Consider the following 18,894-nt stretch of genomic DNA (forward strand, 5'->3'; position numbering starts at 1 on the left):
CGCCGCCTCCGCCCGAGCCGCCCACCATGCGCTCGACCAGAGCCGCACCGGCCAGATTGCTCAGCGTATCAACCGCCTGCCAGCCGGCCTTGTAGCTGACGCCGGCGGCCCGCGCCGCCTCCGAAATGGAGCCCGCCTCGCCGATGCGGCGCAGGATGTCGATGCGCTTGTCGGCCGCATCGTGGCCAAGCGCGCCGGCGAGCTGGAGTTGGGTTTTCTTCATGCGCGCATTGTCCACCCACACCTTCGTTGAGCGCTATACTTTCGCTATTCCTTTTCAGAATAGCGAGGCATTGCCATGAAATACTCCCGCATGCTGGCCGTACTGGCGGCATGGGCGCTGGGTTCGGCGCACGCCGGCGATGTCACGGTGGCGGTGGCCGCCAATTTCGCCGCACCCTTGCAGGCCATCGCTGCCATTCTGGAAAAAACCACTGGACACAAGGCGAACATCGTCACCGGCGCAACTGGAAAGTTTTACGCACAGATCAAAAACGGCGCGCCCTTCGACGTGTTTCTCGCAGCAGACAATGAAACACCTGAAAAAATTGAGGCGGAAGGGCTCGGGGTGCCGGGCAGTCGCTTCACTTATGCCAAAGGCAAGCTGGTGTTGTGGTCGGCAAACCCTGCGCTGGTCGACGCCCAGGGGCAGGTGCTCAAAACCGGCGAGTTCAGGAAAATCGCCATCGCCCAGCCGAAAGTGGCGCCTTATGGCGCAGCCGCCATGGAAGCCATCACCCGGCTCGACCTCGCCGGCCGGCTGGGGCCACGCCTGGTTCTGGGTGAAAGCATAGGGCAAACCTTCAGCTTCATTTCGACCGGCAACGCAGAGCTGGGTTTCGTTGCCATGTCGCAAGTCCTCGAGGGCGGAAAACTCAAAAACGGGTCGATGTGGGCAGTGCCCGCAGCGCTGTACCAGCCGATCGTGCAGGATGCCATCGTGCTCACACGCGGGAAGGACAAGCCCGCCGCGGCGGCACTGGTCACCCTGCTGAAATCCGACCGCATCAAGGCCCTGCTCCGCTCCTACGGCTATGAGCTGTAATCAAATCAGGCGAGCCGGAGAACCGTTTGATCAGTGACGCAGACCTGGGGGCGATAACACTCACCATCAAGCTGGCGGGGCTGGTCACGCTGATCCTGCTCCTCATCGGCACGCCCCTGGCCTGGTGGCTGGCGCGCACACGGTCATGGCTGAAAGCACCGGTGGGTGCGGTGGTGGCACTGCCGCTCGTGCTCCCGCCATCGGTACTTGGTTTCTACCTGCTGGTGGGTATGGGTCCGAATGGTCCGCTGGGCCAGCTCACGCAGTCACTGGGCTGGGGCGTGCTGCCATTCACGTTCTGGGGATTGCTGGTGGCGTCGGTGTTCTACTCGATGCCCTTCGTGGTGCAGCCGCTGCAGAACGCCTTTGAAGCCATCGGCGACCGGCCCATGGAGGTGGCGGCCACATTGCGCGCCTCGCCGCTCGATACTTTCTTCAGCGTGGTGCTGCCGCTGGCCCGGCCCGGCTACCTGACAGCCATGGTGATGGGTTTTGCGCACACCGTGGGTGAATTCGGCGTGGTCCTGATGGTCGGAGGCAACATACCGGGCCAGACCCGCGTCGTTTCGGTACAGATCTACGACCACGTTGAAGCCCTGGAATACGCCGATGCACACCGTCTGGCCGCCATCATGCTGGCGTTTTCCTTCACCGTGTTGCTGGCACTGTACGCGCTGAACCCGACCGGCCGCCGGAAGAAAGGCCGCTGATGGACCGCATCCTGGCCGACTTCGGAATCAGCTATCCCGGCTTCACGCTCGACGTTCAGTTGGACCTGCCGGGCCGCGGCGTCAGCGCATTGTTCGGCCGTTCGGGCTGCGGCAAGACCACCTGTCTGCGCGCCATGGCCGGGCTGGAACACGCGCGCGGCCGCCTCGATATTGCTGGCGATGTCTGGCAGGACGATGTGCAAAACCGCTTCCTGCCCACGCACCGGCGGCCGCTGGGCTATGTGTTCCAGGAGTCCAGCCTGTTTCCCCATCTCACCGTTCGTGGCAACGTGGAATACGGCATGAAGCGCATCCCTGCACTCCAGCGCCAGGTGTCACTGGACCAGGCCGTCGAGCTTCTGGGCATCGCGCCGCTGATGGATCGGAAACCCGAAACCTTGTCCGGAGGCGAGCGCCAGCGCGTCGCCATCGCACGGGCCCTGGCCAGCAGTCCGCGTTTGCTGCTGCTGGACGAGCCGCTGGCAGCCCTCGATGCGCAGCGCAAAAGCGAAGTGCTGCCCTATCTGGAGCGCCTGCACAGCCAGCTGGATGTTCCGGTGCTGTACGTGAGCCACGCCCTGGACGAAGTGATCCAGCTGGCCGACACGCTGGTGGTGCTTGAGCAGGGCCGCGTCGTGGCCTCCGGCCCGCTGGCACAGACACTGGCGCGCATCGACACGCCTCTCTTGCTGGGTGAAGACACAGGCGCACTGCTGGAGGGCACGGTGGCAGAACGCGACGAGCGCTGGCATCTGGCGAGCATCACCTTTCCTGGCGGCGGCTTGTGGCTGCGCGACAGCGGCCTGGCAACAGGATCCCGCGTTCGCGTGCGCGTCCTGGCACGCGACGTGAGCATTGCCACACAAGAGCCGCAAGCCACGAGCATCCAGAACGTGCTTGCCTGCGTGGTGCAGGCCATCGCTCCCGACAGCCACCCGTCACAGCAGCTGGTGCAACTGTTGTGCGGCGAATCGCTGCTGTTGGCGCGCATCACTGCGCGGGCGTCCGAGGCGCTGGACCTGGTGCCGGGCAAGGCTGTCTGGGCTCAGGTGAAATCGGCCGCGCTGGTCGGCTAGCGCAGGTCAGCTCTTCAAGGCTGGCCGAAACCGTGACGCTGAAAGACAGCCTGCGCAGGCGGCGACAGGATGAACTGTGCGAGCCGCGTTGCGACAACACCTGCATCAGGCCGCCAGGTCAGCCCGTAACTGGCAGCCACCTGAAGCGCGGGCGGCACAGCAATGATCTTCAGGCGCGGCACCTCGCGCTGGGCCAGCACGGCATTGGTGCAATAGGTCAGGAACAGGTCCGCCTTGCCTTCGTCCATCACCCAGGCGTAGGTGCTGCGGCCAGCCGGTGGCTTGGGCGAATCAGCGCCGCCTGTGAGTTGCAGCGCCTTGGCATCAAGCGCGGCATAGCTGCCCGGCCGCACGGCATCGGCGCGGCGAAACAGGGCCCAGGCGTAGTCGCCCGAGGGATCGGCCCTGGGCGTGGAGGTGCCGACGCGCACGGCCGGCCGGAGCATGGTTTCGAGCAGGGTATCGGGCGTCACATCCACTGACGGCGACGCCAGCGCGCACATCAGATTGCGGGCGAAGACGGCTGGCGGCTGCCAGCCACCCGCCTGCGCCAGGCGCTGCGGGTGGTCGGTGTCGGCAGAAGCGAAAACCTGCGCGCCCTCGCCCTTCTCGATGCGCTCACGCAGCAGACCGGAAGCGCCAAAGGTCAGCGCCACCTTCTGACCGGTCTCCGCTTCAAATTGCCTGGCCACTTCGGTGAGCGCCTCGCGCAGGCTGCCCGCCGCATAAAGCCGTACGGGTGCTGCTTCCGGCTGGGCCTGCACGGCCTGGGTCGTCATGAGCAGTGCCGCAAGAACAAGCCAGCCCCCTAGCCGCATCACTTCACCGCGTTCGGGAAGAACAGCTGTTCGCCGCCAATCTTGTAAGACGCAATCACGTTCTGGCCTGTTGGAGAAACAATCCAGTCCACGAACTTCTGGGCGTCGGCGGATTTCAGGTGTGGATGCTTCGCGGGGTTCACCACCATCACACCGTACTGGTTGAACAGCTTGGTGTCGCCTTCAACCAGCACTGCCAGGTCAGCGCGGTTTTTGAAATTCAGCCAGGTACCGCGGTCGGTCAACACATAGGCATTGGACGATGCACCGATGTTCAGCGCCGGGCCCATGCCGCAACCGCATTCCTTGTAACCGCTGCCTTTTTTGTCTGCCATGCCCGCCTGCGTCCAGTAGCGCAACTCGGCCGCGTGCGTGCCACTTTTGTCGCCGCGCGAAATGAAAGGCGCGTTGGCGGCGGAAATTTTCTGCAGCGCCGCGCCAATGTCCTTGCCTCGCGTTCCTGTGGGGTCGCTTTTGGGTCCGACCAGCACGAAGTCGTTGTACATCACCGGAAAGCGCTTGACGGAAAACCCGTCAGCCACGAACTTCTCCTCGGCCACCTGGTCGTGAACGAAGAGCACGTCGGCATCGCCGCGCCGCGCCATGTCGATGGCCTGGCCCGTGCCCACCGCTACCACCTTGACGTCCAGCCCGCTGGCCTTCTTGAACTCAGGCAACAGGTAGCCAAACAGTCCCGACTGCTCGGTTGATGTCGTCGAGGCCATGGTGATGGATTGGGCCCACGTACCAGCCGCTATGAAATTGCTAGCTGCCAGCGCAAGTACCACAAGGGCAAAGTGCCGAAATGACGAGAAAAGTCTCTTGAAATTCATGTTGTTTCTCCTTTAACGAACAAATCAGCCTCGCGCGATGTTTCACCAAGGCGCGGACCGTTGAAAAACTCCTGTGTCGGCAGGTCGGCCAGCACGCGGCCCATTTCGAGGTAGACCACACGCGTCGCCAGGCGCTTGACCTGACCCAGGTTGTGGCTGGCAAACACCAGGGTCATGCCGTTTTCTGCGAACTCGGCCATCAGCGCCTCCACCTCGCGCTTGGCATGCGGGTCCAAGCTGGAGGTGGGCTCGTCGAGCAGCAGCATGTCGGGCCGCAGGCTCCAGGCGCGTGCCAGTGCCAGCCGCTGCTGCTGCCCACCGGAAAGCGCACGCGCATTGCGCAGGGCCACCTCGCCCATGCCGACGCGCCCGAGTGCAAGAAGAGCCTGCTCTTTCGCCAGCCTCCATGGGGTACCGCGAATCCAGAGCCCCAGCGCGACGTTGTTCATGGCGCTGGTGCGCAACACGAAGGGCCGCTGAAACAGCATGGCCTGCCGCATTGCACTGTCGCGCAGCACAGAGCCGCGGCTGGGCGGTATCAGGCCGTGCAACACGCGCAGCAGGGTACTTTTGCCGCTGCCGTTGGCGCCGATCAGCGCCACACGCTCGCCGGCCGCTATGCGCAGCTCAACGCCGCTCAGCGCAGCCACGGCCCCGAAACGCAGGTCCACGGCCTTGAGCTGCAGCAGAGCACTCATACCGCAGCCCCCAACAGCATGGGCTGCCCGTCGCGGCCCACGCGCCAGCGCCGCACCGCTGCAATCATTGCATTGAGAACCAGCACCACACCCAGCAACACCATGCCCAGCGCCAAAGCCAGCGGCAAATCGCCCTTGCTGGTTTCCAGTGCGATGGCCGTGGTCATCACGCGCGTGAAACCGTCGATGTTGCCGCCGACTATCATCACCGCGCCCACTTCAGAGATGGCCCGGCCGAACGACGCGATCACCACGGTGAGCAAGGCATACCGCTCATCCCAGGCCAGCAGCCAGCTACGCAGCAGCGGACCCGCGCCCAGTGACCGCAGCTGCTCGCCATTGGCCTGGTCCGCGTCCTCCACCACCTGGCGCGTCAAGGCAGTGACCACAGGCAGCACCAGGATCGTCTGCGCCAGCACCATGGCCTTGAAGGAAAACAGCCAGCCGAGAAAGCCCAGCGGGCCAGACCGCGACAGTACGAGATAGACAACCAGCCCCACCACCACCGAAGGCAGGGCCAGCATGGTGTTGAGCAAGGTCAACCATGCGCCACGGCCACGGAAGCGCGCCACACCAAGCCACGCGCCCAGCACCAAACCTGCGCCACAGGCCAGCAGACAGGCGCAGGCACTCACGGCCAGCGATCTGATGACGATGCTGCCGAGCAGAGGATCCAGGGAAGTAATCAGCGAAATGGCCGTGCCAATGCTGTCCGAGAAAGTGTTCATTCAGGAAAATGTTGCACTTTATCGTAGAGGCGAAGGCCTTCGGTGGGCATTGGGAATCACGAGCTATGAAGTGAAATGCATAGGTACGATGGCGCCGTGCCGAACACGTCAACCCAGCATGCTGCGGTGCCGGGCCACCACCTGCGCCATGGTCTCGTTCAACTCGCTCGCTCCGGTACTGTCGATGTGCGCAAGGAATTCCTTTCGCATGCGCGGCTCCCAGAAACGCTTGATGTGCTGCGCGGCATCTTCCAGCGCCTGCACGCGGTCCGGCATGGCTTCGAAGAAGTCGCCGATCTGATTGGCCATCTTGATAAGGTGTTCGATATGCATCACACAATCCGTTCGGGATGGGAATAAACCACCAGGTCTTCGCCGCGGACGAAGCCTGCGAGCGTCAGCCCGCTCGCCTGCGCGGTGGCGGTGGCCAGTGAAGTGGCGGCGGAGACCGCAGCCAGCAAGGGGGCACCGGCCAGCACGGCCTTTTGCACCATCTCGAAACTGGCGCGGCTGGTGACGGCGATGAAGCCGTCCGCTGCGGCGATGCCCGCGGCGGCCAGCGCACCGACCAGCTTGTCCAGCGCATTGTGACGGCCCACGTCTTCGCGCAGCAACTGCACCTGGCCGTCGGCGGTGCACCAGGCGGCCGCATGCACAGCACCAGTGGCCTGCTGCAACACCTGCAGGCCACGCAGTTCGTTCATGGCACGCGCCACGGCTTCGCTGCGGAACACCGGGCCGGGTGCCAGCACCGGAAGCGGCCGCGCCACCTGCGCCAGGCTCTCGGTACCGCACAAGCCGCAGCCGGTGCGCCCGGCCAAGGTGCGGCGGCGGCCCTTGAGCCGCGCGAACGCACCGCTGGCCACGTCGAGCCGAAGCGTGATGCCGGCGTCGCTGTCCTGCTGCTCCACGCCATACAGCTCTTGCGGCCCGCTGAGGATTCCTTCGCTGAGCGAAAAGCCCAATGCAAAATCCTCCAGATCCAACGGCGTGGCCAGCATCACGGCATGAGAGATGCCGTTGAATTCCAGCGCCACCGGAACCTCGTCCGCGATCCAGTCCCGTGTCTCGAAAGGCCGGCCCTTGCGCGTGCCGGTGACGCGCAGCGCCTGCGCGCCGCCCCGTGCCAGAAAAGCGTCGTCCGGTTTCATTTGCTCACCAGTTCGCTCTGCGGGGTGCGCGCCTCGAGCAGGCCCTCCTGGATGCGGTTGAAGCGGCTGTATTCCTGCTGCCAGCTGGAGGGCTGCATCACCTTCATCAGCTGCACGGCCGTCACCTTGAACTCGGGGCAGTTGGTGGCCCAGTCGGAGTTGTCGGTGGTGATCACGTTGGCGCCGGATTCGGGGAAGTGGAAGGTGGTGTAGACCACGCCCGGCTGCACCTTCTCGGTGATGACGGCGCGCAGCACGGTTTCTCCGGCGCGGCTCTTGATACCGACCCAATCGTCCTGCCTGATGCCGCGCTCCTCGGCGTCATGCGGATGGATCTCGATCCGGTCTTCGCTGTGCCACTGGTTGTTCTCGGTGCGGCGCGTCTGCGCGCCCACGTTGTACTGCGAGAGGATGCGCCCGGTGGTCAGGATCAGCGGGAACATGCGTGTCACCTTCTCGTGCGTGGGCACGTACTTGGTGATGATGAACTTGCCCTTGCCGCGCACGAAGGTGTCGATGTGCATGGTGGGCGTGCCCTCGGGCGCGTCGTCGTTGCAAGGCCACTGGATGCTGCCCAGTTCGTCGAGTTTCCTGTAGCTCACACCGCTGAAGGTAGGCGTCAGGGCCGCGATCTCGGCCATGATTTCTTCCGGGTGCTTGTAGTTCATCGGATAGCCCAGCGCATTGGCCAGCTTCTGCGTCACTTCCCAGTCGGCCAGGCCGGGCTTGGGCGGCATCACCTTGCGCACGCGGGAAATGCGGCGCTCGGCGTTGGTGAAGGTGCCGTCCTTCTCCAGAAACGAGGTGCCCGGCAGGAACACATGGGCGTACTTGGCGGTTTCGTTGAGGAACAGGTCCTGCACCACGATGCACTCCATCGCCATCATGGCTTCGGCCACGTGCTGGGTGTTCGGGTCCGACTGGACGACGTCCTCGCCTTCGCAGTACAGGCCCTTGAAGCTGCCGGTGATGGCGGCATCGAACATGTTCGGGATACGCAGGCCTGGCTCGGGATTGAGCGTCACGCCCCAGACATCCTCGAACGCGTTGCGCGCGACCGTGTCGGACACATGGCGGTAGCCCGGCAGCTCGTGCGGGAAGGAGCCCATGTCGCAGGAACCCTGCACGTTGTTCTGGCCACGCAGCGGGTTCACGCCCACGCCTTCGCGCCCGACGTTGGCGGTGGCCATGGCCAGGTTGGCAATACCCATCACCATGGTCGAACCCTGGCTGTGCTCGGTAACGCCCAGGCCGTAATAGATGGCGCCATTCTTGCGGCCGTCGAAGCCGGTGGCGAACAGACGGGCCGCGCCGCGCAGCTCGGCAGCCGGTACGCCGGTCACTTCCGCCATGGCTTCCGGCGAGTTTTCGGGGCGCGAGACAAATTCGCGCCACTCGTTGAATGACTTCATGTCGCAGCGCTCGGTGACGAAGGCTTCGTCGATCAGGCCCTCCGTGGCGACAACGTGCGCCATGGCGGTGATCACGGCTACGTTGGTGCCGGGCTTGAGTTTGAGGTGGTAGTCGGCGCGGATGTGCGGCGACTTCACCAGGTCGATGCCGCGCGGATCAACCACGATCAGCCTGGCGCCGGCGCGCAGGCGCTTCTTCATGCGCGAGGCGAACACCGGGTGGCCGTCGGTCGGGTTGGCGCCTATCACCATGATGATGTCGGACTTGTCCACCGACTTGAAGGTCTGCGTGCCGGCCGATTCGCCCAGCGTCTGCTTCAGGCCGTAGCCGGTGGGCGAGTGGCACACCCGTGCGCAGGTGTCGACATTGTTGTTGCCGAAGGCGGTGCGCACCAGCTTCTGCACCAGGTAGCCTTCTTCGTTGGTGCAGCGCGAGGACACCAGGCCGCCGATGGAATCCGCGCCGTACTTCGCCTGGATGCGGCGGAATTCGCTGGCGGCGTAGTTGACGGCCTCATCCCAGCTGACTTCCTGCCACGGATCGCTGATGTTCTTGCGGATCATGGGCTTGAGCACGCGGTCCTTGTGGGTGGTGTAGCCCCAGGCGAAGCGGCCTTTGACGCAGGAGTGGCCCTCATTGGCCTTGCCGTCCTTCCATGGCACCATGCGCACGACCTCGTTGCCCTTCATCTCGGCCTTGAAGCCGCAGCCCACGCCGCAGTAAGCGCAGGTGGTGATGACGCTGTGCTCGGCCTGACCCAGCCAGATCACCGATTTTTCCTGCAAGGTGGCCGTGGGGCAGGCCTGCACACAGGCGCCGCAGCTCACGCATTCGGATTCCATGAACGGTTCGTCCTGGCCCGCGGACACGCGCGACCCGAAGCCCCTGCCTTGAATCGTCAGTGCAAAGGTCCCCTGCGTCTCCTCGCAGGCGCGCACGCAGCGGTTGCAGACGATGCATTTGCTGGGGTCGTAGGTGAAGTACGGGTTGGACTCGTCCTTCTTGTCCTTGAGGTGGTTGACGCCGTCGTAGCCATAACGCACATTGCGCAGGCCGGTGACACCGGCCATGTCCTGCAGTTCGCAGTCGCCGTTGGCGGCGCAGGTCAGGCAATCCAGCGGGTGGTCGGAGATATACAGCTCCATCACGCCCTTGCGCAGCTCCTGCAGCCTTGGGCTTTGCGTACGCACTTTCATGCCGGCCTCGGCGGGCGTTGTGCATGACGCCGGGTAGCCGCGGCGGCCGTCGATCTCCACCATGCACAGACGGCACGAGCCGAAAGGCTCCAGGCTGTCGGTGGCGCACAGCTTGGGCACCTGCACGCCGGCATCGATGGCGGCGCGCATCAGCGACGTGCCCTTGGGCACGGTCACCTGCATGCCGTCAATGTCCAGCGTCACTTCTTCAGCGCTCTCGCGCCGCGGCGTGCCGTAATCGATCTCGTGGGTGTGAGCTAGCATGGTGTGTTCCTTCAGGCCGCTTGTTTGTCAGGCTGTGCAAGACCGAAGTCCTGCGGGTAATGGTTCAGGGCTGACAGCACCGGGTACGGCGTCATGCCGCCCATGGCGCAGAGCGAACCGTTGAGCATGGTGTCGCACAGGTCGCGCAGCAGGATCACCTGCTCGTGCCGGCTTTTGTTGGCACTGATCTTGTCGATGACTTCCACGCCGCGCGTGGAGCCGATGCGACAGGGTGTGCACTTGCCGCACGATTCGATGGCGCAGAATTCCATGGCGTAACGCGCCAGTTTCGACATGTCGGCCGTGTCGTCGTGCACCACGATGCCGCCATGGCCCACCACCGCACCAACCGCGGCGTAGGCCTCATAGTCCAGCGGGATGTCCCATTGCGACTCGGGCAGGTAGGCGCCAAGCGGCCCGCCGACCTGCACGGTCTTGATCGGCCGGCCTGTTGCCGAGCCGCCGCCAAAGTCGTACAGCAGTTCGCGCAAGGTCAGGCCGAAAGCCTTTTCGACCAGGCCGCCCTGCCGGATGTTGCCCGCGATCTGGAACGGCAGCGTGCCGCGCGAGCGGCCCAGCCCAAAGTTCTTGTAAAAATCCGCGCCGCGCGCCAGGATGATGGGCACGGTGGCCAGGGTGATCACGTTGTTGACCACCGTCGGCTTGCCGAACAGGCCGCAGGTGGCTGGCACGGGCGGCTTGGCGCGCACGATGCCGCGCTTGCCTTCCAGGCTTTCAAGCAAGGCGGTTTCTTCTCCGCACACATAGGAGCCGGCAGCCTTGCGCACTTCGAGCGTGAAGCTTAAGCCCGAGCCGAGGATGTCCGCACCCAGGAAGCCGGCCACCCCGGCAAGCCCGATCGCTTCGTTGAGCACGGCGATGGCATGCGGATACTCCGAACGCACATAAATGTAGCCCATGGTCGCGCCGGTGGCAATGCCGGCGATCACCATGCCCTCGATCAGCATGAAGGGGTCGCCCTCCATCGTCATGCGGTCGGAGAAAGTGCCCGAATCGCCTTCGTCGGCGTTGCAGACGATGTATTTTTGGGAAGCCGGTGTGGCGGCCACGGTCTTCCACTTGATGGCAGCGGGAAAGGCTGCGCCGCCGCGCCCGCGCAAGCCCGCGTCCATCACCTGCTGCACGATCTCGGCGGGCGCCAGCGTCAAGGCTTTGCGCAGGCCCGCGAAGCCCTCGTGCGCCTCGTAGTCGGCCAGCGACAGCGGGTCGGTGATGCCCATGCGCGCGAAGGTCAGGCGCTCCTGCTTCTTCAGATAGGGAATTTCTTCGGTCAGACCAAGGTACAGCGCGTGGGCGCCGCCCTCCAGGAAACCGGCATCGAACAGATCGGCCACGTCGCCGGTGGCCACCGGGCCGTAAGCGACGCGTCCCTGCGGTGTCGCCACCTCCACCAGTGTCTCCAGCCAGAACATGCCGCGCGAGCCGTTGCGCACCAGATTGATTTCGATATCCCGCACCTCCGCCTGCTGCGCAATCAACCGCGCCGCACGGTCGGCGCCAACAGCCAGAGACGCGGAATCGCGGGGGACGTAAATGGTCACTGCGGTGCTCATGCTGAACACCTAACCTCGGCCATCAGCTCGTCGAACACGGCGGGTGTCACGCGCGCATGCAGTTCCTCGCCGATCTGGATCGCCGGCGACGAGGCGCACAAGCCCAGACAATAGGCTGCCTCCAGCGTGAATTCGCTGTCTTTCGAATGGCCGTGCAGTTCGCAGCCCAGTTGCCTGCGCGCATGCGCCACCAGCGCATCCGCGCCCATCGACTGGCAGGCCTCGGCCCGGCAGATGTGAATGACGTGGCGCGCGGGCGGCGTGGCGCGAAAGTGGTGGTAATAAGTGATGACGCCGTGCACCTCGGCGCGCGACAGGTTGAATTCGCCTGCAATTGCAGGCACCGCAGCCGCCGGGATATGACCCAGCGCATCCTGGATGCCATGCAGCGCCGGCAGCAGGCCACCGGGCCTGTCCTTGTGGGCAAAGGCTATGCCGCGAGCGGTTTCAATCATGGTATTCATCCTTAAATAGGCTTTCAAAGGCATAAACTATGCGATCGCATTGCGGGCCAGTTTATTTGTCGATATGATTCGCCGCAATATGATCCAGCCGGCCTTCTTAATAGGCTTTCAATAACTTATATCCATGCATGAAGTCACCATCAGGCCGCAATGGACCATCCGGCAGGCCGGCGGCGCCGTCCTGGCACCGCGTGTCATAGAACTTCTGGTGCAGGTTCATGCGCAAGGCAGCCTGGCGAGCGCCTGCAAAGTCCTGGGCGTTTCCTATCGCCACGCCTGGGAGCTGGTTCGCCAGGGCGAAACCCTGTTCGGCGAGTCCCTGGTGTTGATGGAACGGGGCAAAGGCTCCACGCTAACGGCCCTGGGCGAAAAGCTGGTCTGGGCTGACCGTCGGATTTCCGCGCGCCTGTCGCCCATGCTCGACTCACTGGCCTCCGAGCTCGGCGCGGAGATCGAAAAAGTGCTGTCATCGGCATCCGCCCTGTTGCGGGTGCATGCAAGCCACGGCTTTGCGATCGAGGCCCTGCGCCGCTTTCTGGTGGCGGAGGGCGTGCCCAACGACCTCAAGTACTGCGGCAGCGTGGAGGCGCTCGCATCGCTGCACAACGCGGGCTGCGACGTGGCGGGCTTTCACGTGCCGGTGGGCGAGTTCGAAGCGCAGGCGGTCGCCTACTACCTCCCCTGGCTGGACCTGCGTTCGCAAAAAATCATCAACGTCGCCTCGCGGCACCAGGGTCTGATGGTGGCGCAAGGCAATCCCAAAAAAATCTACTCCTTGAAAGACTTGCAACGGCGGGATGTGCGCTTCATCAACCGCCAGGCGGGCTCGGGCACGCGCTTTCTGCTGGACATGCTGCTGCAAAAGGAAGGGATCGAGCCCACGCAGATCAGGGGTTACGAGCAATGCGAATACACCCATGCCGCCGTCGCCGCATTCGTGGCCAGCGGCATGGCCGATGCGGGTTATGGCGTGGAGACACCGGCGCGGCAGTTCAATCTTGAGTTCATCCCGAGCCAGACCGAGCGCTACTTTCTGCTGTGCGACGAACGCTCGCTGGGCACGCCCTTTGTGCAGCAGATGCTGGACATACTGCGCAGCGAAGCGTTCAGACATGCCGTGGACCAGTTGCCGGGTTACCAGGCCGACGATTGCGGCCGCGTCGCAGAGCTGGACGAAATTTTCCCGTCACTGCGCGTCCGGCCAACCGGCCGGGCCAAACACTGAACCACGACCTTCTCCTTACGTTCTCCATGCACAAAGTCGAACTCTCCTACCTGCTGTCGCCCGAGCGCGGCACGGACACGTTGATCCGCAATCCGCTGATGGACCTGTTGCATGCCGTGCGAGAGCAAGGATCGATCTCGAAAGCCGCGCGCGCGCTGGATCTTTCCTACCGTCATGTGTGGGGTGCACTGAAAAAATGGGAACAAACCTTGGGCCGCCCGCTGATCGTCTGGGACAAAGGCCAGCGCGCACAGCTCACAGAGTTCGGCGAAAAACTGCTGTGGGCCGAGCGCCAGGCCCAGGCCCGGCTGGCACCGCAGATCGAGGCGCTGCGCGGCGACATCGAACGGGCTTTTTCCACCGCCTTCGACGACACGGCGCATGTGCTCACGCTGTATGCCAGCCACGATGCCGCACTCAGTGCCTTGCGCGAGCAGACCGGTGCGCGCGGCCTGCACCTGGATATCCGTTTCATGGGCAGCGTGGACGCGATTGCGGCCCTCAACGCCGGGCGCTGCATGATGGCCGGCTTTCATACGCTGGACCAGCCCGGCAGCAAGTCGGTGGCCGCGCGAACCTACCGCAGCCTGCTCAAACCCGGGCAGCACAAGCTGATTGGTTTTGCGCACCGCCAGCAGGGCCTGATGGTGGCAAAAAACAACCCGCTGGCCATTACCGGCCTCGCCGACCTGAAACGGCCCGGCCTGCGTTATGTCAACCGCGCGGAAGGCACGGGCACACGTGTATTGCTCGACGAGCTGCTGGCGCAGGGCGACCTGGATGCCGCCGGCATCGAAGGTTATGCCACGCAGGAACCGTCGCACGGTGCGGTAGCGCAGGCCATTGCCAGCGGGGCGGCCGACGCGGGCCTGGGCATTGAAGCGGCGGCGCGCGACAAGGGCCTGGACTTTGTACCGCTGGTCCGTGAGCGCTACCACCTGGTGTGCCTGAAGTCTGCCCTGCAGGAAGCGCCGGTGCAGGCACTGATGGCCGAGCTGCGAAGCAAGGACTGGCAGGTCCTGCTGGCCCGCCTGACCGGCTACAGCGGAGGTTCGGCACAAAGTGGGCAGGTGCTGTCGCTGCGGGCCATGTTGCCGTGGTGGAATTACCGGAAAGCCAAGACTTCCCTCTCCTGACAGTGGTCTTTTCGGTCTCCAGCCCTTATCCGGCGGGCGCCACCAGCTATCAGGAAGATAGCGCCTACAAAGCGCAGGAGCGAAACCCGCAAAAGATGTCGTCCCGATCCGGCTGGTAGAAGTTCCGGTACTTCGGATGTTTCATGCGCGCGCGCGTCGCGAAAGATGCGCCGCGCAGCACCTTGTGCGTGCCAAACCAGGGCTGCGAATAATCGGCATAGGGCCCCGGCATGAAACCCGGGTAAGGCCGGAAAGTGCTGCCCGTCCACTCCCATACATCGCCCCAACGAAAGCCTCGCCGCGCCGCCGTATGCGCCGCCACCTCCCACTCGACCTCCGCCGGCAGGCGGCGCCCGGCCCAGCGGCACCACGCGTCGGCTTCCCACCAGCTCATGTGCATGGCCGGCTGGTTGCCCAGCATGCGCATGGCCTTACCGAACCGGGTCTGCATCACCGCACCGCTGGCCACACCGATCTGCTCGACATAACGCGGGCCGCGCCGACCTTCGCTTTTCGCCGCAGCCTGCAGCCAGTCCCAACCTGCGGGTTGCCAGAACTCGGGCTGGTCATAGCCGCCGTCGTCAACAAACTCCACAAACTGCGCCCAGCTCACCGGTTGCGCGTCGATCTCGAACTCTGGCACGCTGACGTCATGCTGTGCCTGCTCGTTGTCGAACACAAAACCAACCGCCTGCGAGGAATCGGGGCTGCCGAGTTTCCAGACCGTGGCCGGCACCAGCAAAGGCTCGCGCAACGCCATGGTCGGGGGATGGAAGGCCCGCAGCAAACCCTTGTCCAGGCTCAGGCCCAGCGTCTGCGCGGTGTAGCTCAGGGCTTCGGCATGCATGTCTTCGTGAAACAGGCAGAGGCGGTAGAAATAAAGCGCATCGTCATCGTCCCCGGCTTTTTCCAGCAGCTCAAGCGTACTTTCCAGCGTGTCGAGCAGGTAGGCGCGGCAACTGGCCACCCCCGGCAGGTCCAGCGTCCAGCGCTGGCCATGCGGCACATGGCCGGAGTCCCACCAGCGGTCGGCGTTGGGCTCGATCGACGCCAGCCGCGCATGAGACGGGTCACAGCCCGGCCCGCGCGCACGCTGCATGTTGCGCGCTATCCACCACTCCTGAAACCAGCCGACATGGCCCAGTTCCCACAACGGTGGGTTGAGGACAGGCAGCTCGGGCACCACAAAATGAACGGCCTCCAGCGCCTGCTGGTACTGGCCGAGCAGATGCAGCGTATGGTTGCGCGCATCCATCAGGGCCAGTGACAGGACATCCCGGCCCGCGCTGCGCATCAGGGGTGAGTCCATCAGCCCGGCCCCCGTGACGGAGGAAGAAGATTGAGGGGATGAATCGGGCAAAGCGTCTGAAGCCAAAACCGTGGTCCTGATAAATCCGGCCCTGCCGGATGTGCCACCCATGGCAACTGGCGCGCCGCAAACTGTCGGATCCAGAATAGCAGACGAAAGGCTGATCGTTGCACCCATCGTGCGACTTTCGGCTCCTGTGCAAAAAAACAGGTACGCTGACGAACAACCAGTCATGCGGCTTTCACGACCGGTTGTCACCCCGTTCCCGTGTCGGGTTCCGAAGCAACAAGGCCGAGGATAGACTTCTGCAGGCTGCCCGCGCCGCAGAGCGGCTGGACGCCTCATCTTTCTTTTCGATTGTGAACCCCCGATCCATCTACCGGCCTGCCATTCATGCAATCCATTCCCCCGAATTCATCACCCGCTGAACTCGAACTGACGGTTATCGATCTGGGCCCGCTGGCCTGGGTCCTGGACGAACTTCGAAAATCGCTGGATACATCGACCAAGGCCGTGAAACGTTTTGTGCGGGAGGCCGAAGTGGCAACCGGCTCCGAACTGGCGGCCCTGGACGCCACCCAGCTGCGCCTGGCCCGCCAGCAGTTGCACCAGGCAGTGGGTGCGCTGGAGATGGTCGGCATGAGCGCAGCCGCGCTGATGCTGCGGGCCATGGAAGCAGCGGTGCAGAAATTCGTCCAACAACCGGCGCAATGCACCCAGGATGCGTCCGCCAAGCTGGAACTGGCCAGTTTTTCCCTGACCGCCTACCTCGAGGATGTGCTGGCAGGCAAACCGGTATCGGCCGTGTCACTGTTTCCCCAATACCGCGACATCCAGGGCCTGATCGGCGCGGATCGCATCCACCCGGCGGATCTCTGGGCCTTCGAATGGCGCTGGATAGAGCCGCCGCTGAACCTGACCCTGGGCCCCAGGGAGTACGGGGACGCGTCACGCCAGATGCTGGACCGGTTGATGCTGACCCTGATTCGAACCGGTGACCAGGAAACAGCGCAAAGCCTCAGCGATGTGTGCCTGGGTTTCGCGGAGGGACAGGCTGAGGATGAGCCCCGTACTTTCTGGAAAATTGCCGCAGGCTTTTTTGAAGCACTCGCGCAAGGTTTGCTGAAAGTCGATCTTTATGTCAAGCGGGCCACCTTGCGCGTCCTGTTGCAGTACGTCACCCTGGCGCGGGGCGGCACCGAGGCATCGACCCGGCTCGCGCAGGATCTGCTGTTCCTGTGCTCGCAGGTCAAGCCCCACCGCCCCGGTGAAGCACCCGTGCTGGCGGCCGTTCGCAAGAGTTACGGGCTGGCCCGGTTCAAGCCGGTGGATTACGAGGCGGTGCAGTTCGGTCGCTTCGCTCCGGCATTGATCGCGCAGGCCCGCAAACGGATCAGCTCGGCCAAGGAAACCTGGTCCCTGGTGACGGCCGGTGACCTGGGCAGGCTCAAGACCGTGGCCGACCAGTTCAGCCTGGTGACCGATTCGCTGGTGAAACTGCATCCGCCCAGCGAACCGCTGGCCCGCGTGCTGACACGGGTGATCGAGGCCACCGCACGCGCCGGCCAGGCGCCGCGCCCCGAGCTGGCCCTGGAAGTGGCCACCGCCGTTCTGTACCTGGAAGCCATGTTCGACGATTTCGATCCCAACGACCCCAAGCTCTGGACCCGGACGGCCAGGCTGGCGGAGCGGCTCGAGGGCGTGCGCACCGGTGGACAGGCGCAGCCGCTGGAGTCCTGGATGGAAGAGCTGTACCAGCGTGTCAACGACAGGCAAACCATGGGGACCGTGGTGGCAGAGCTGCGCGTTTCGCTGGGCGAGCTGGAAAAGTCGCTGGACAGTTTTTTCCGGGCACCGAAGGACAAGACCGTCCTGGCCGCCGTTCCCGCACAGTTGGCGCAGATGCAGGGTGTGCTGGCTGTGCTGGAACTGGATCAGGCCGCGCTCGCGGTGATGCACATGCGCGAGCTCGTCGAAGACCTGCTCAAGAAGGATGTGAGCGAACAGCAGGCCCGTGCTGCCGGCACGTTCGACCGACTGGGCAACAACCTGGGGGCCCTGAGCTTCCTCATCGACATGCTCAACTACCAGCCAGCGCTGGCCAACAAGCTGTTCAGTTACGACGCACTGAAGGGTGAACTCAAGGCGGACGCCTTCAATGACGACGTCCAGGGCGTCACCTGAGCTGTTAACCTCGTTCCGGGGCTTTTTTTGGCCCGTGAATCGGGGTGATGAATTTGCGTAACGCGTCCGAAGCCAAAACCGTTGTCCTGGTCAGCCCGGCCCTCCAGGAAGCCAACAACGGCAACTGGCACACTGCAAGGCGGTGGGCACAATGCCTGAGTGGTCATGCACGCACCACACTGCTGCTGCAGTGGCCTCCATCGCCGCATCCGGCTGGCGCCGACGCCCTGGTCGCGTTGCACGCACGCCGATCGGCGCCCTCCATTGAAAACTGGGCGCGGCAATATCCCGGCAAACCTTTGATCGTGGTCCTGACGGGCACCGACCTGTACCGCGACATCCATGAGGACGCCAGCGCCCGGCAGTCGCTGGCGCTGGCAACCCACCTGGTGGTGCTGCAGGAGGACGGCCTGCAGGCGCTGCCTGCCGCCCTGCGAAACAAAGCCCGTGTGATCTACCAGTCGGCCCGGCCCCTGAAGCCCGCGGTCAAGCCGGTGCGGCACCTGCGTGCCGTGATGGTCGGCCACCTGCGCGAGGAGAAAGACCCGTTGACCTTTCTGCGGGCCGCGGCACGGCTGGCTGCGGGAGCCGCAGCCCGGGGGACCCGCATCCTGCTTGACCATATCGGCGACGCACTCGCCCCCGAATTCGCGCTGGCCGCACGTGCGGCGGAAAAAGCCTCGCCCGGTTATCGCTGGCTCGGAGGATTGCCGCAAGCGCGGACGCGCCAGCACATCAGGCATGCGCATGTGCTAGTCAACAGTTCCCGCATGGAAGGCGGTGCCCAGGTCATTGGGCAAGCCATCCAGTCCGGCACGCCGGTGCTGGCATCGCGGATCGGCGGCAACATTGGCATGCTGGGTGCCGATTACGCGGGCTATTTCCCGGTGGGTGACGATGCCGCCCTGGCGCTGCTGCTGCAGCGCTGCGCCGCCGAGCCGCGTTTTCTGGCGCTGCTCGAACACCAGTGCCGCCAGCGCGCCCATCTGCTCGATCCCGCAGAAGAAGAGCGCCTTGTCTTAAACTTGGTGCTCAGTGCACTCCACCCGGCACAGCCTTGAAAGTCCGCC

18 protein-coding genes are annotated in these 18,894 nt (G+C 64.3%); 7 read left to right on the top strand and 11 right to left on the bottom strand.

What is annotated here, in order from left to right; genetic code table 11:
• Positions 1–223 (bottom strand): winged helix-turn-helix domain-containing protein (locus tag WA904_RS06085; RefSeq protein ID WP_425196234.1); only part of this gene is annotated, 223 nt, incomplete at its 3' end.
• Positions 224–298: 75 nt separating this feature from the next.
• On the opposite strand from WA904_RS06085, the gene modA reads away from it, so the two are divergent.
• The 3 genes from modA to modC are packed head-to-tail and all read left to right on the top strand — an operon-like array spanning position 299 to position 2,831.
• Entirely contained in the window at positions 299–1,045 is a 747-nt protein-coding gene (gene modA, locus WA904_RS06090) for a molybdate ABC transporter substrate-binding protein (RefSeq protein ID WP_425196235.1), read from the top strand.
• Positions 1,046–1,071: 26 nt separating this feature from the next.
• Complete coding sequence (gene modB / locus WA904_RS06095) at positions 1,072–1,755, top strand: molybdate ABC transporter permease subunit (protein WP_425196236.1); 684 nt, start codon at positions 1,072–1,074, stop codon at positions 1,753–1,755.
• A complete protein-coding gene (modC, locus tag WA904_RS06100; RefSeq protein ID WP_425196237.1) occupies positions 1,755–2,831 on the top strand; it encodes a molybdenum ABC transporter ATP-binding protein in 1,077 nt (358 codons plus the stop codon). The genes modB and modC overlap by 1 nt, the downstream gene beginning before the upstream one ends.
• 14 nt (positions 2,832–2,845) lie before the next feature.
• Here modC and WA904_RS06105 read toward each other — a convergent pair whose 3' ends face one another.
• From WA904_RS06105 to WA904_RS06145, 9 genes are all read right to left on the bottom strand, one after another.
• Positions 2,846–3,610, bottom strand: coding sequence for a molybdate ABC transporter substrate-binding protein (locus WA904_RS06105; RefSeq protein WP_425196238.1), 765 nt, complete (start codon positions 3,608–3,610; stop codon positions 2,846–2,848).
• 38 nt (positions 3,611–3,648) lie between these two features.
• Positions 3,649–4,482: an extracellular solute-binding protein gene (locus WA904_RS06110; protein ID WP_425196239.1), complete on the bottom strand. Its 834-nt coding sequence runs from the start codon at positions 4,480–4,482 to the stop codon at positions 3,649–3,651.
• A complete protein-coding gene (locus WA904_RS06115) occupies positions 4,479–5,180 on the bottom strand; it encodes a phosphate ABC transporter ATP-binding protein (RefSeq protein WP_425196240.1) in 702 nt (233 codons plus the stop codon). The genes WA904_RS06110 and WA904_RS06115 overlap by 4 nt, the downstream gene beginning before the upstream one ends.
• Positions 5,177–5,908, bottom strand: a complete 732-nt coding sequence (locus tag WA904_RS06120; RefSeq protein WP_425196241.1) for an ABC transporter permease — start codon at positions 5,906–5,908, stop codon at positions 5,177–5,179. The genes WA904_RS06115 and WA904_RS06120 overlap by 4 nt, the downstream gene beginning before the upstream one ends.
• A 108-nt stretch (positions 5,909–6,016) precedes the next feature.
• On the bottom strand, positions 6,017–6,241 hold the full coding sequence (locus tag WA904_RS06125) for a formate dehydrogenase subunit delta (RefSeq protein ID WP_425196242.1): 225 nt from the start codon (positions 6,239–6,241) through the stop codon (positions 6,017–6,019).
• The gene (fdhD, locus tag WA904_RS06130; RefSeq protein ID WP_425196243.1) at positions 6,241–7,059 is read right to left on the bottom strand and encodes a formate dehydrogenase accessory sulfurtransferase FdhD; all 819 of its coding nucleotides are present in this window, start codon (positions 7,057–7,059) and stop codon (positions 6,241–6,243) included. The genes WA904_RS06125 and fdhD overlap by 1 nt, the downstream gene beginning before the upstream one ends.
• A complete protein-coding gene (gene fdhF / locus WA904_RS06135) occupies positions 7,056–9,932 on the bottom strand; it encodes a formate dehydrogenase subunit alpha (protein WP_425196244.1) in 2,877 nt (958 codons plus the stop codon). Before fdhF ends, fdhD begins: the two co-directional genes overlap by 4 nt.
• Positions 9,933–9,943: 11 nt before the next feature.
• A complete protein-coding gene (locus WA904_RS06140) occupies positions 9,944–11,506 on the bottom strand; it encodes a formate dehydrogenase beta subunit (protein ID WP_425196245.1) in 1,563 nt (520 codons plus the stop codon).
• Positions 11,503–11,961: a formate dehydrogenase subunit gamma gene (locus WA904_RS06145; protein WP_425196246.1), complete on the bottom strand. Its 459-nt coding sequence runs from the start codon at positions 11,959–11,961 to the stop codon at positions 11,503–11,505. The genes WA904_RS06140 and WA904_RS06145 overlap by 4 nt, the downstream gene beginning before the upstream one ends.
• 133 nt (positions 11,962–12,094) lie before the next feature.
• Between WA904_RS06145 and WA904_RS06150 the strand changes: the two genes are divergently transcribed.
• Together WA904_RS06150 and WA904_RS06155 are read left to right on the top strand one after the other, a co-directional pair.
• Complete coding sequence (locus WA904_RS06150) at positions 12,095–13,195, top strand: substrate-binding domain-containing protein (RefSeq protein ID WP_425196247.1); 1,101 nt, start codon at positions 12,095–12,097, stop codon at positions 13,193–13,195.
• Between the two features lie 26 nt (positions 13,196–13,221).
• Entirely contained in the window at positions 13,222–14,331 is a 1,110-nt protein-coding gene (locus WA904_RS06155; protein ID WP_425196248.1) for a substrate-binding domain-containing protein, read from the top strand.
• Positions 14,332–14,395: 64 nt separating this feature from the next.
• On the opposite strand, the gene senA is transcribed toward WA904_RS06155, so the two are convergent.
• Positions 14,396–15,640 carry a selenoneine synthase SenA gene (gene senA / locus WA904_RS06160; RefSeq protein WP_425196249.1) on the bottom strand — a complete coding sequence of 415 codons (1,245 nt, stop codon included), beginning with the start codon at positions 15,638–15,640 and terminating at the stop codon, positions 14,396–14,398.
• Between the two features lie 393 nt (positions 15,641–16,033).
• On the opposite strand from senA, the gene WA904_RS06165 reads away from it, so the two are divergent.
• Entirely contained in the window at positions 16,034–17,824 is a 1,791-nt protein-coding gene (locus tag WA904_RS06165) for a hypothetical protein (RefSeq protein ID WP_425196250.1), read from the top strand.
• A 47-nt stretch (positions 17,825–17,871) separates the two neighbouring features.
• Positions 17,872–18,885: a selenoneine biosynthesis selenosugar synthase SenB gene (gene senB, locus WA904_RS06170; protein WP_425196251.1), complete on the top strand. Its 1,014-nt coding sequence runs from the start codon at positions 17,872–17,874 to the stop codon at positions 18,883–18,885.
• Positions 18,886–18,894: the final 9 nt, after the last annotated feature.

This window comes from Polaromonas sp. (assembly GCF_049790275.1).
Classification (GTDB): Bacteria; Pseudomonadota; Gammaproteobacteria; order Burkholderiales; family Burkholderiaceae_C; genus Polaromonas.

Coding starts and splice junctions, on each gene's coding strand:
- modA (WP_425196235.1), top strand. CDS start 299: ATGAAATACTCCCGCATGCTGGCCGTACTGGCGGCATGGGCGCTGGGT.
- modC (WP_425196237.1), top strand. CDS start 1,755: ATGGACCGCATCCTGGCCGACTTCGGAATCAGCTATCCCGGCTTCACG.
- WA904_RS06105 (WP_425196238.1), bottom strand. CDS start 3,610: ATGACGACCCAGGCCGTGCAGGCCCAGCCGGAAGCAGCACCCGTACGG.
- WA904_RS06110 (WP_425196239.1), bottom strand. CDS start 4,482: ATGAATTTCAAGAGACTTTTCTCGTCATTTCGGCACTTTGCCCTTGTG.
- WA904_RS06115 (WP_425196240.1), bottom strand. CDS start 5,180: ATGAGTGCTCTGCTGCAGCTCAAGGCCGTGGACCTGCGTTTCGGGGCC.
- WA904_RS06120 (WP_425196241.1), bottom strand. CDS start 5,908: ATGAACACTTTCTCGGACAGCATTGGCACGGCCATTTCGCTGATTACT.
- WA904_RS06125 (WP_425196242.1), bottom strand. CDS start 6,241: ATGCATATCGAACACCTTATCAAGATGGCCAATCAGATCGGCGACTTC.
- fdhD (WP_425196243.1), bottom strand. CDS start 7,059: ATGAAACCGGACGACGCTTTTCTGGCACGGGGCGGCGCGCAGGCGCTG.
- fdhF (WP_425196244.1), bottom strand. CDS start 9,932: ATGCTAGCTCACACCCACGAGATCGATTACGGCACGCCGCGGCGCGAG.
- WA904_RS06140 (WP_425196245.1), bottom strand. CDS start 11,506: ATGAGCACCGCAGTGACCATTTACGTCCCCCGCGATTCCGCGTCTCTG.
- WA904_RS06145 (WP_425196246.1), bottom strand. CDS start 11,961: ATGATTGAAACCGCTCGCGGCATAGCCTTTGCCCACAAGGACAGGCCC.
- WA904_RS06150 (WP_425196247.1), top strand. CDS start 12,095: ATGCATGAAGTCACCATCAGGCCGCAATGGACCATCCGGCAGGCCGGC.
- WA904_RS06155 (WP_425196248.1), top strand. CDS start 13,222: ATGCACAAAGTCGAACTCTCCTACCTGCTGTCGCCCGAGCGCGGCACG.
- senA (WP_425196249.1), bottom strand. CDS start 15,640: ATGGACTCACCCCTGATGCGCAGCGCGGGCCGGGATGTCCTGTCACTG.
- WA904_RS06165 (WP_425196250.1), top strand. CDS start 16,034: ATGCAATCCATTCCCCCGAATTCATCACCCGCTGAACTCGAACTGACG.
- senB (WP_425196251.1), top strand. CDS start 17,872: ATGAATTTGCGTAACGCGTCCGAAGCCAAAACCGTTGTCCTGGTCAGC.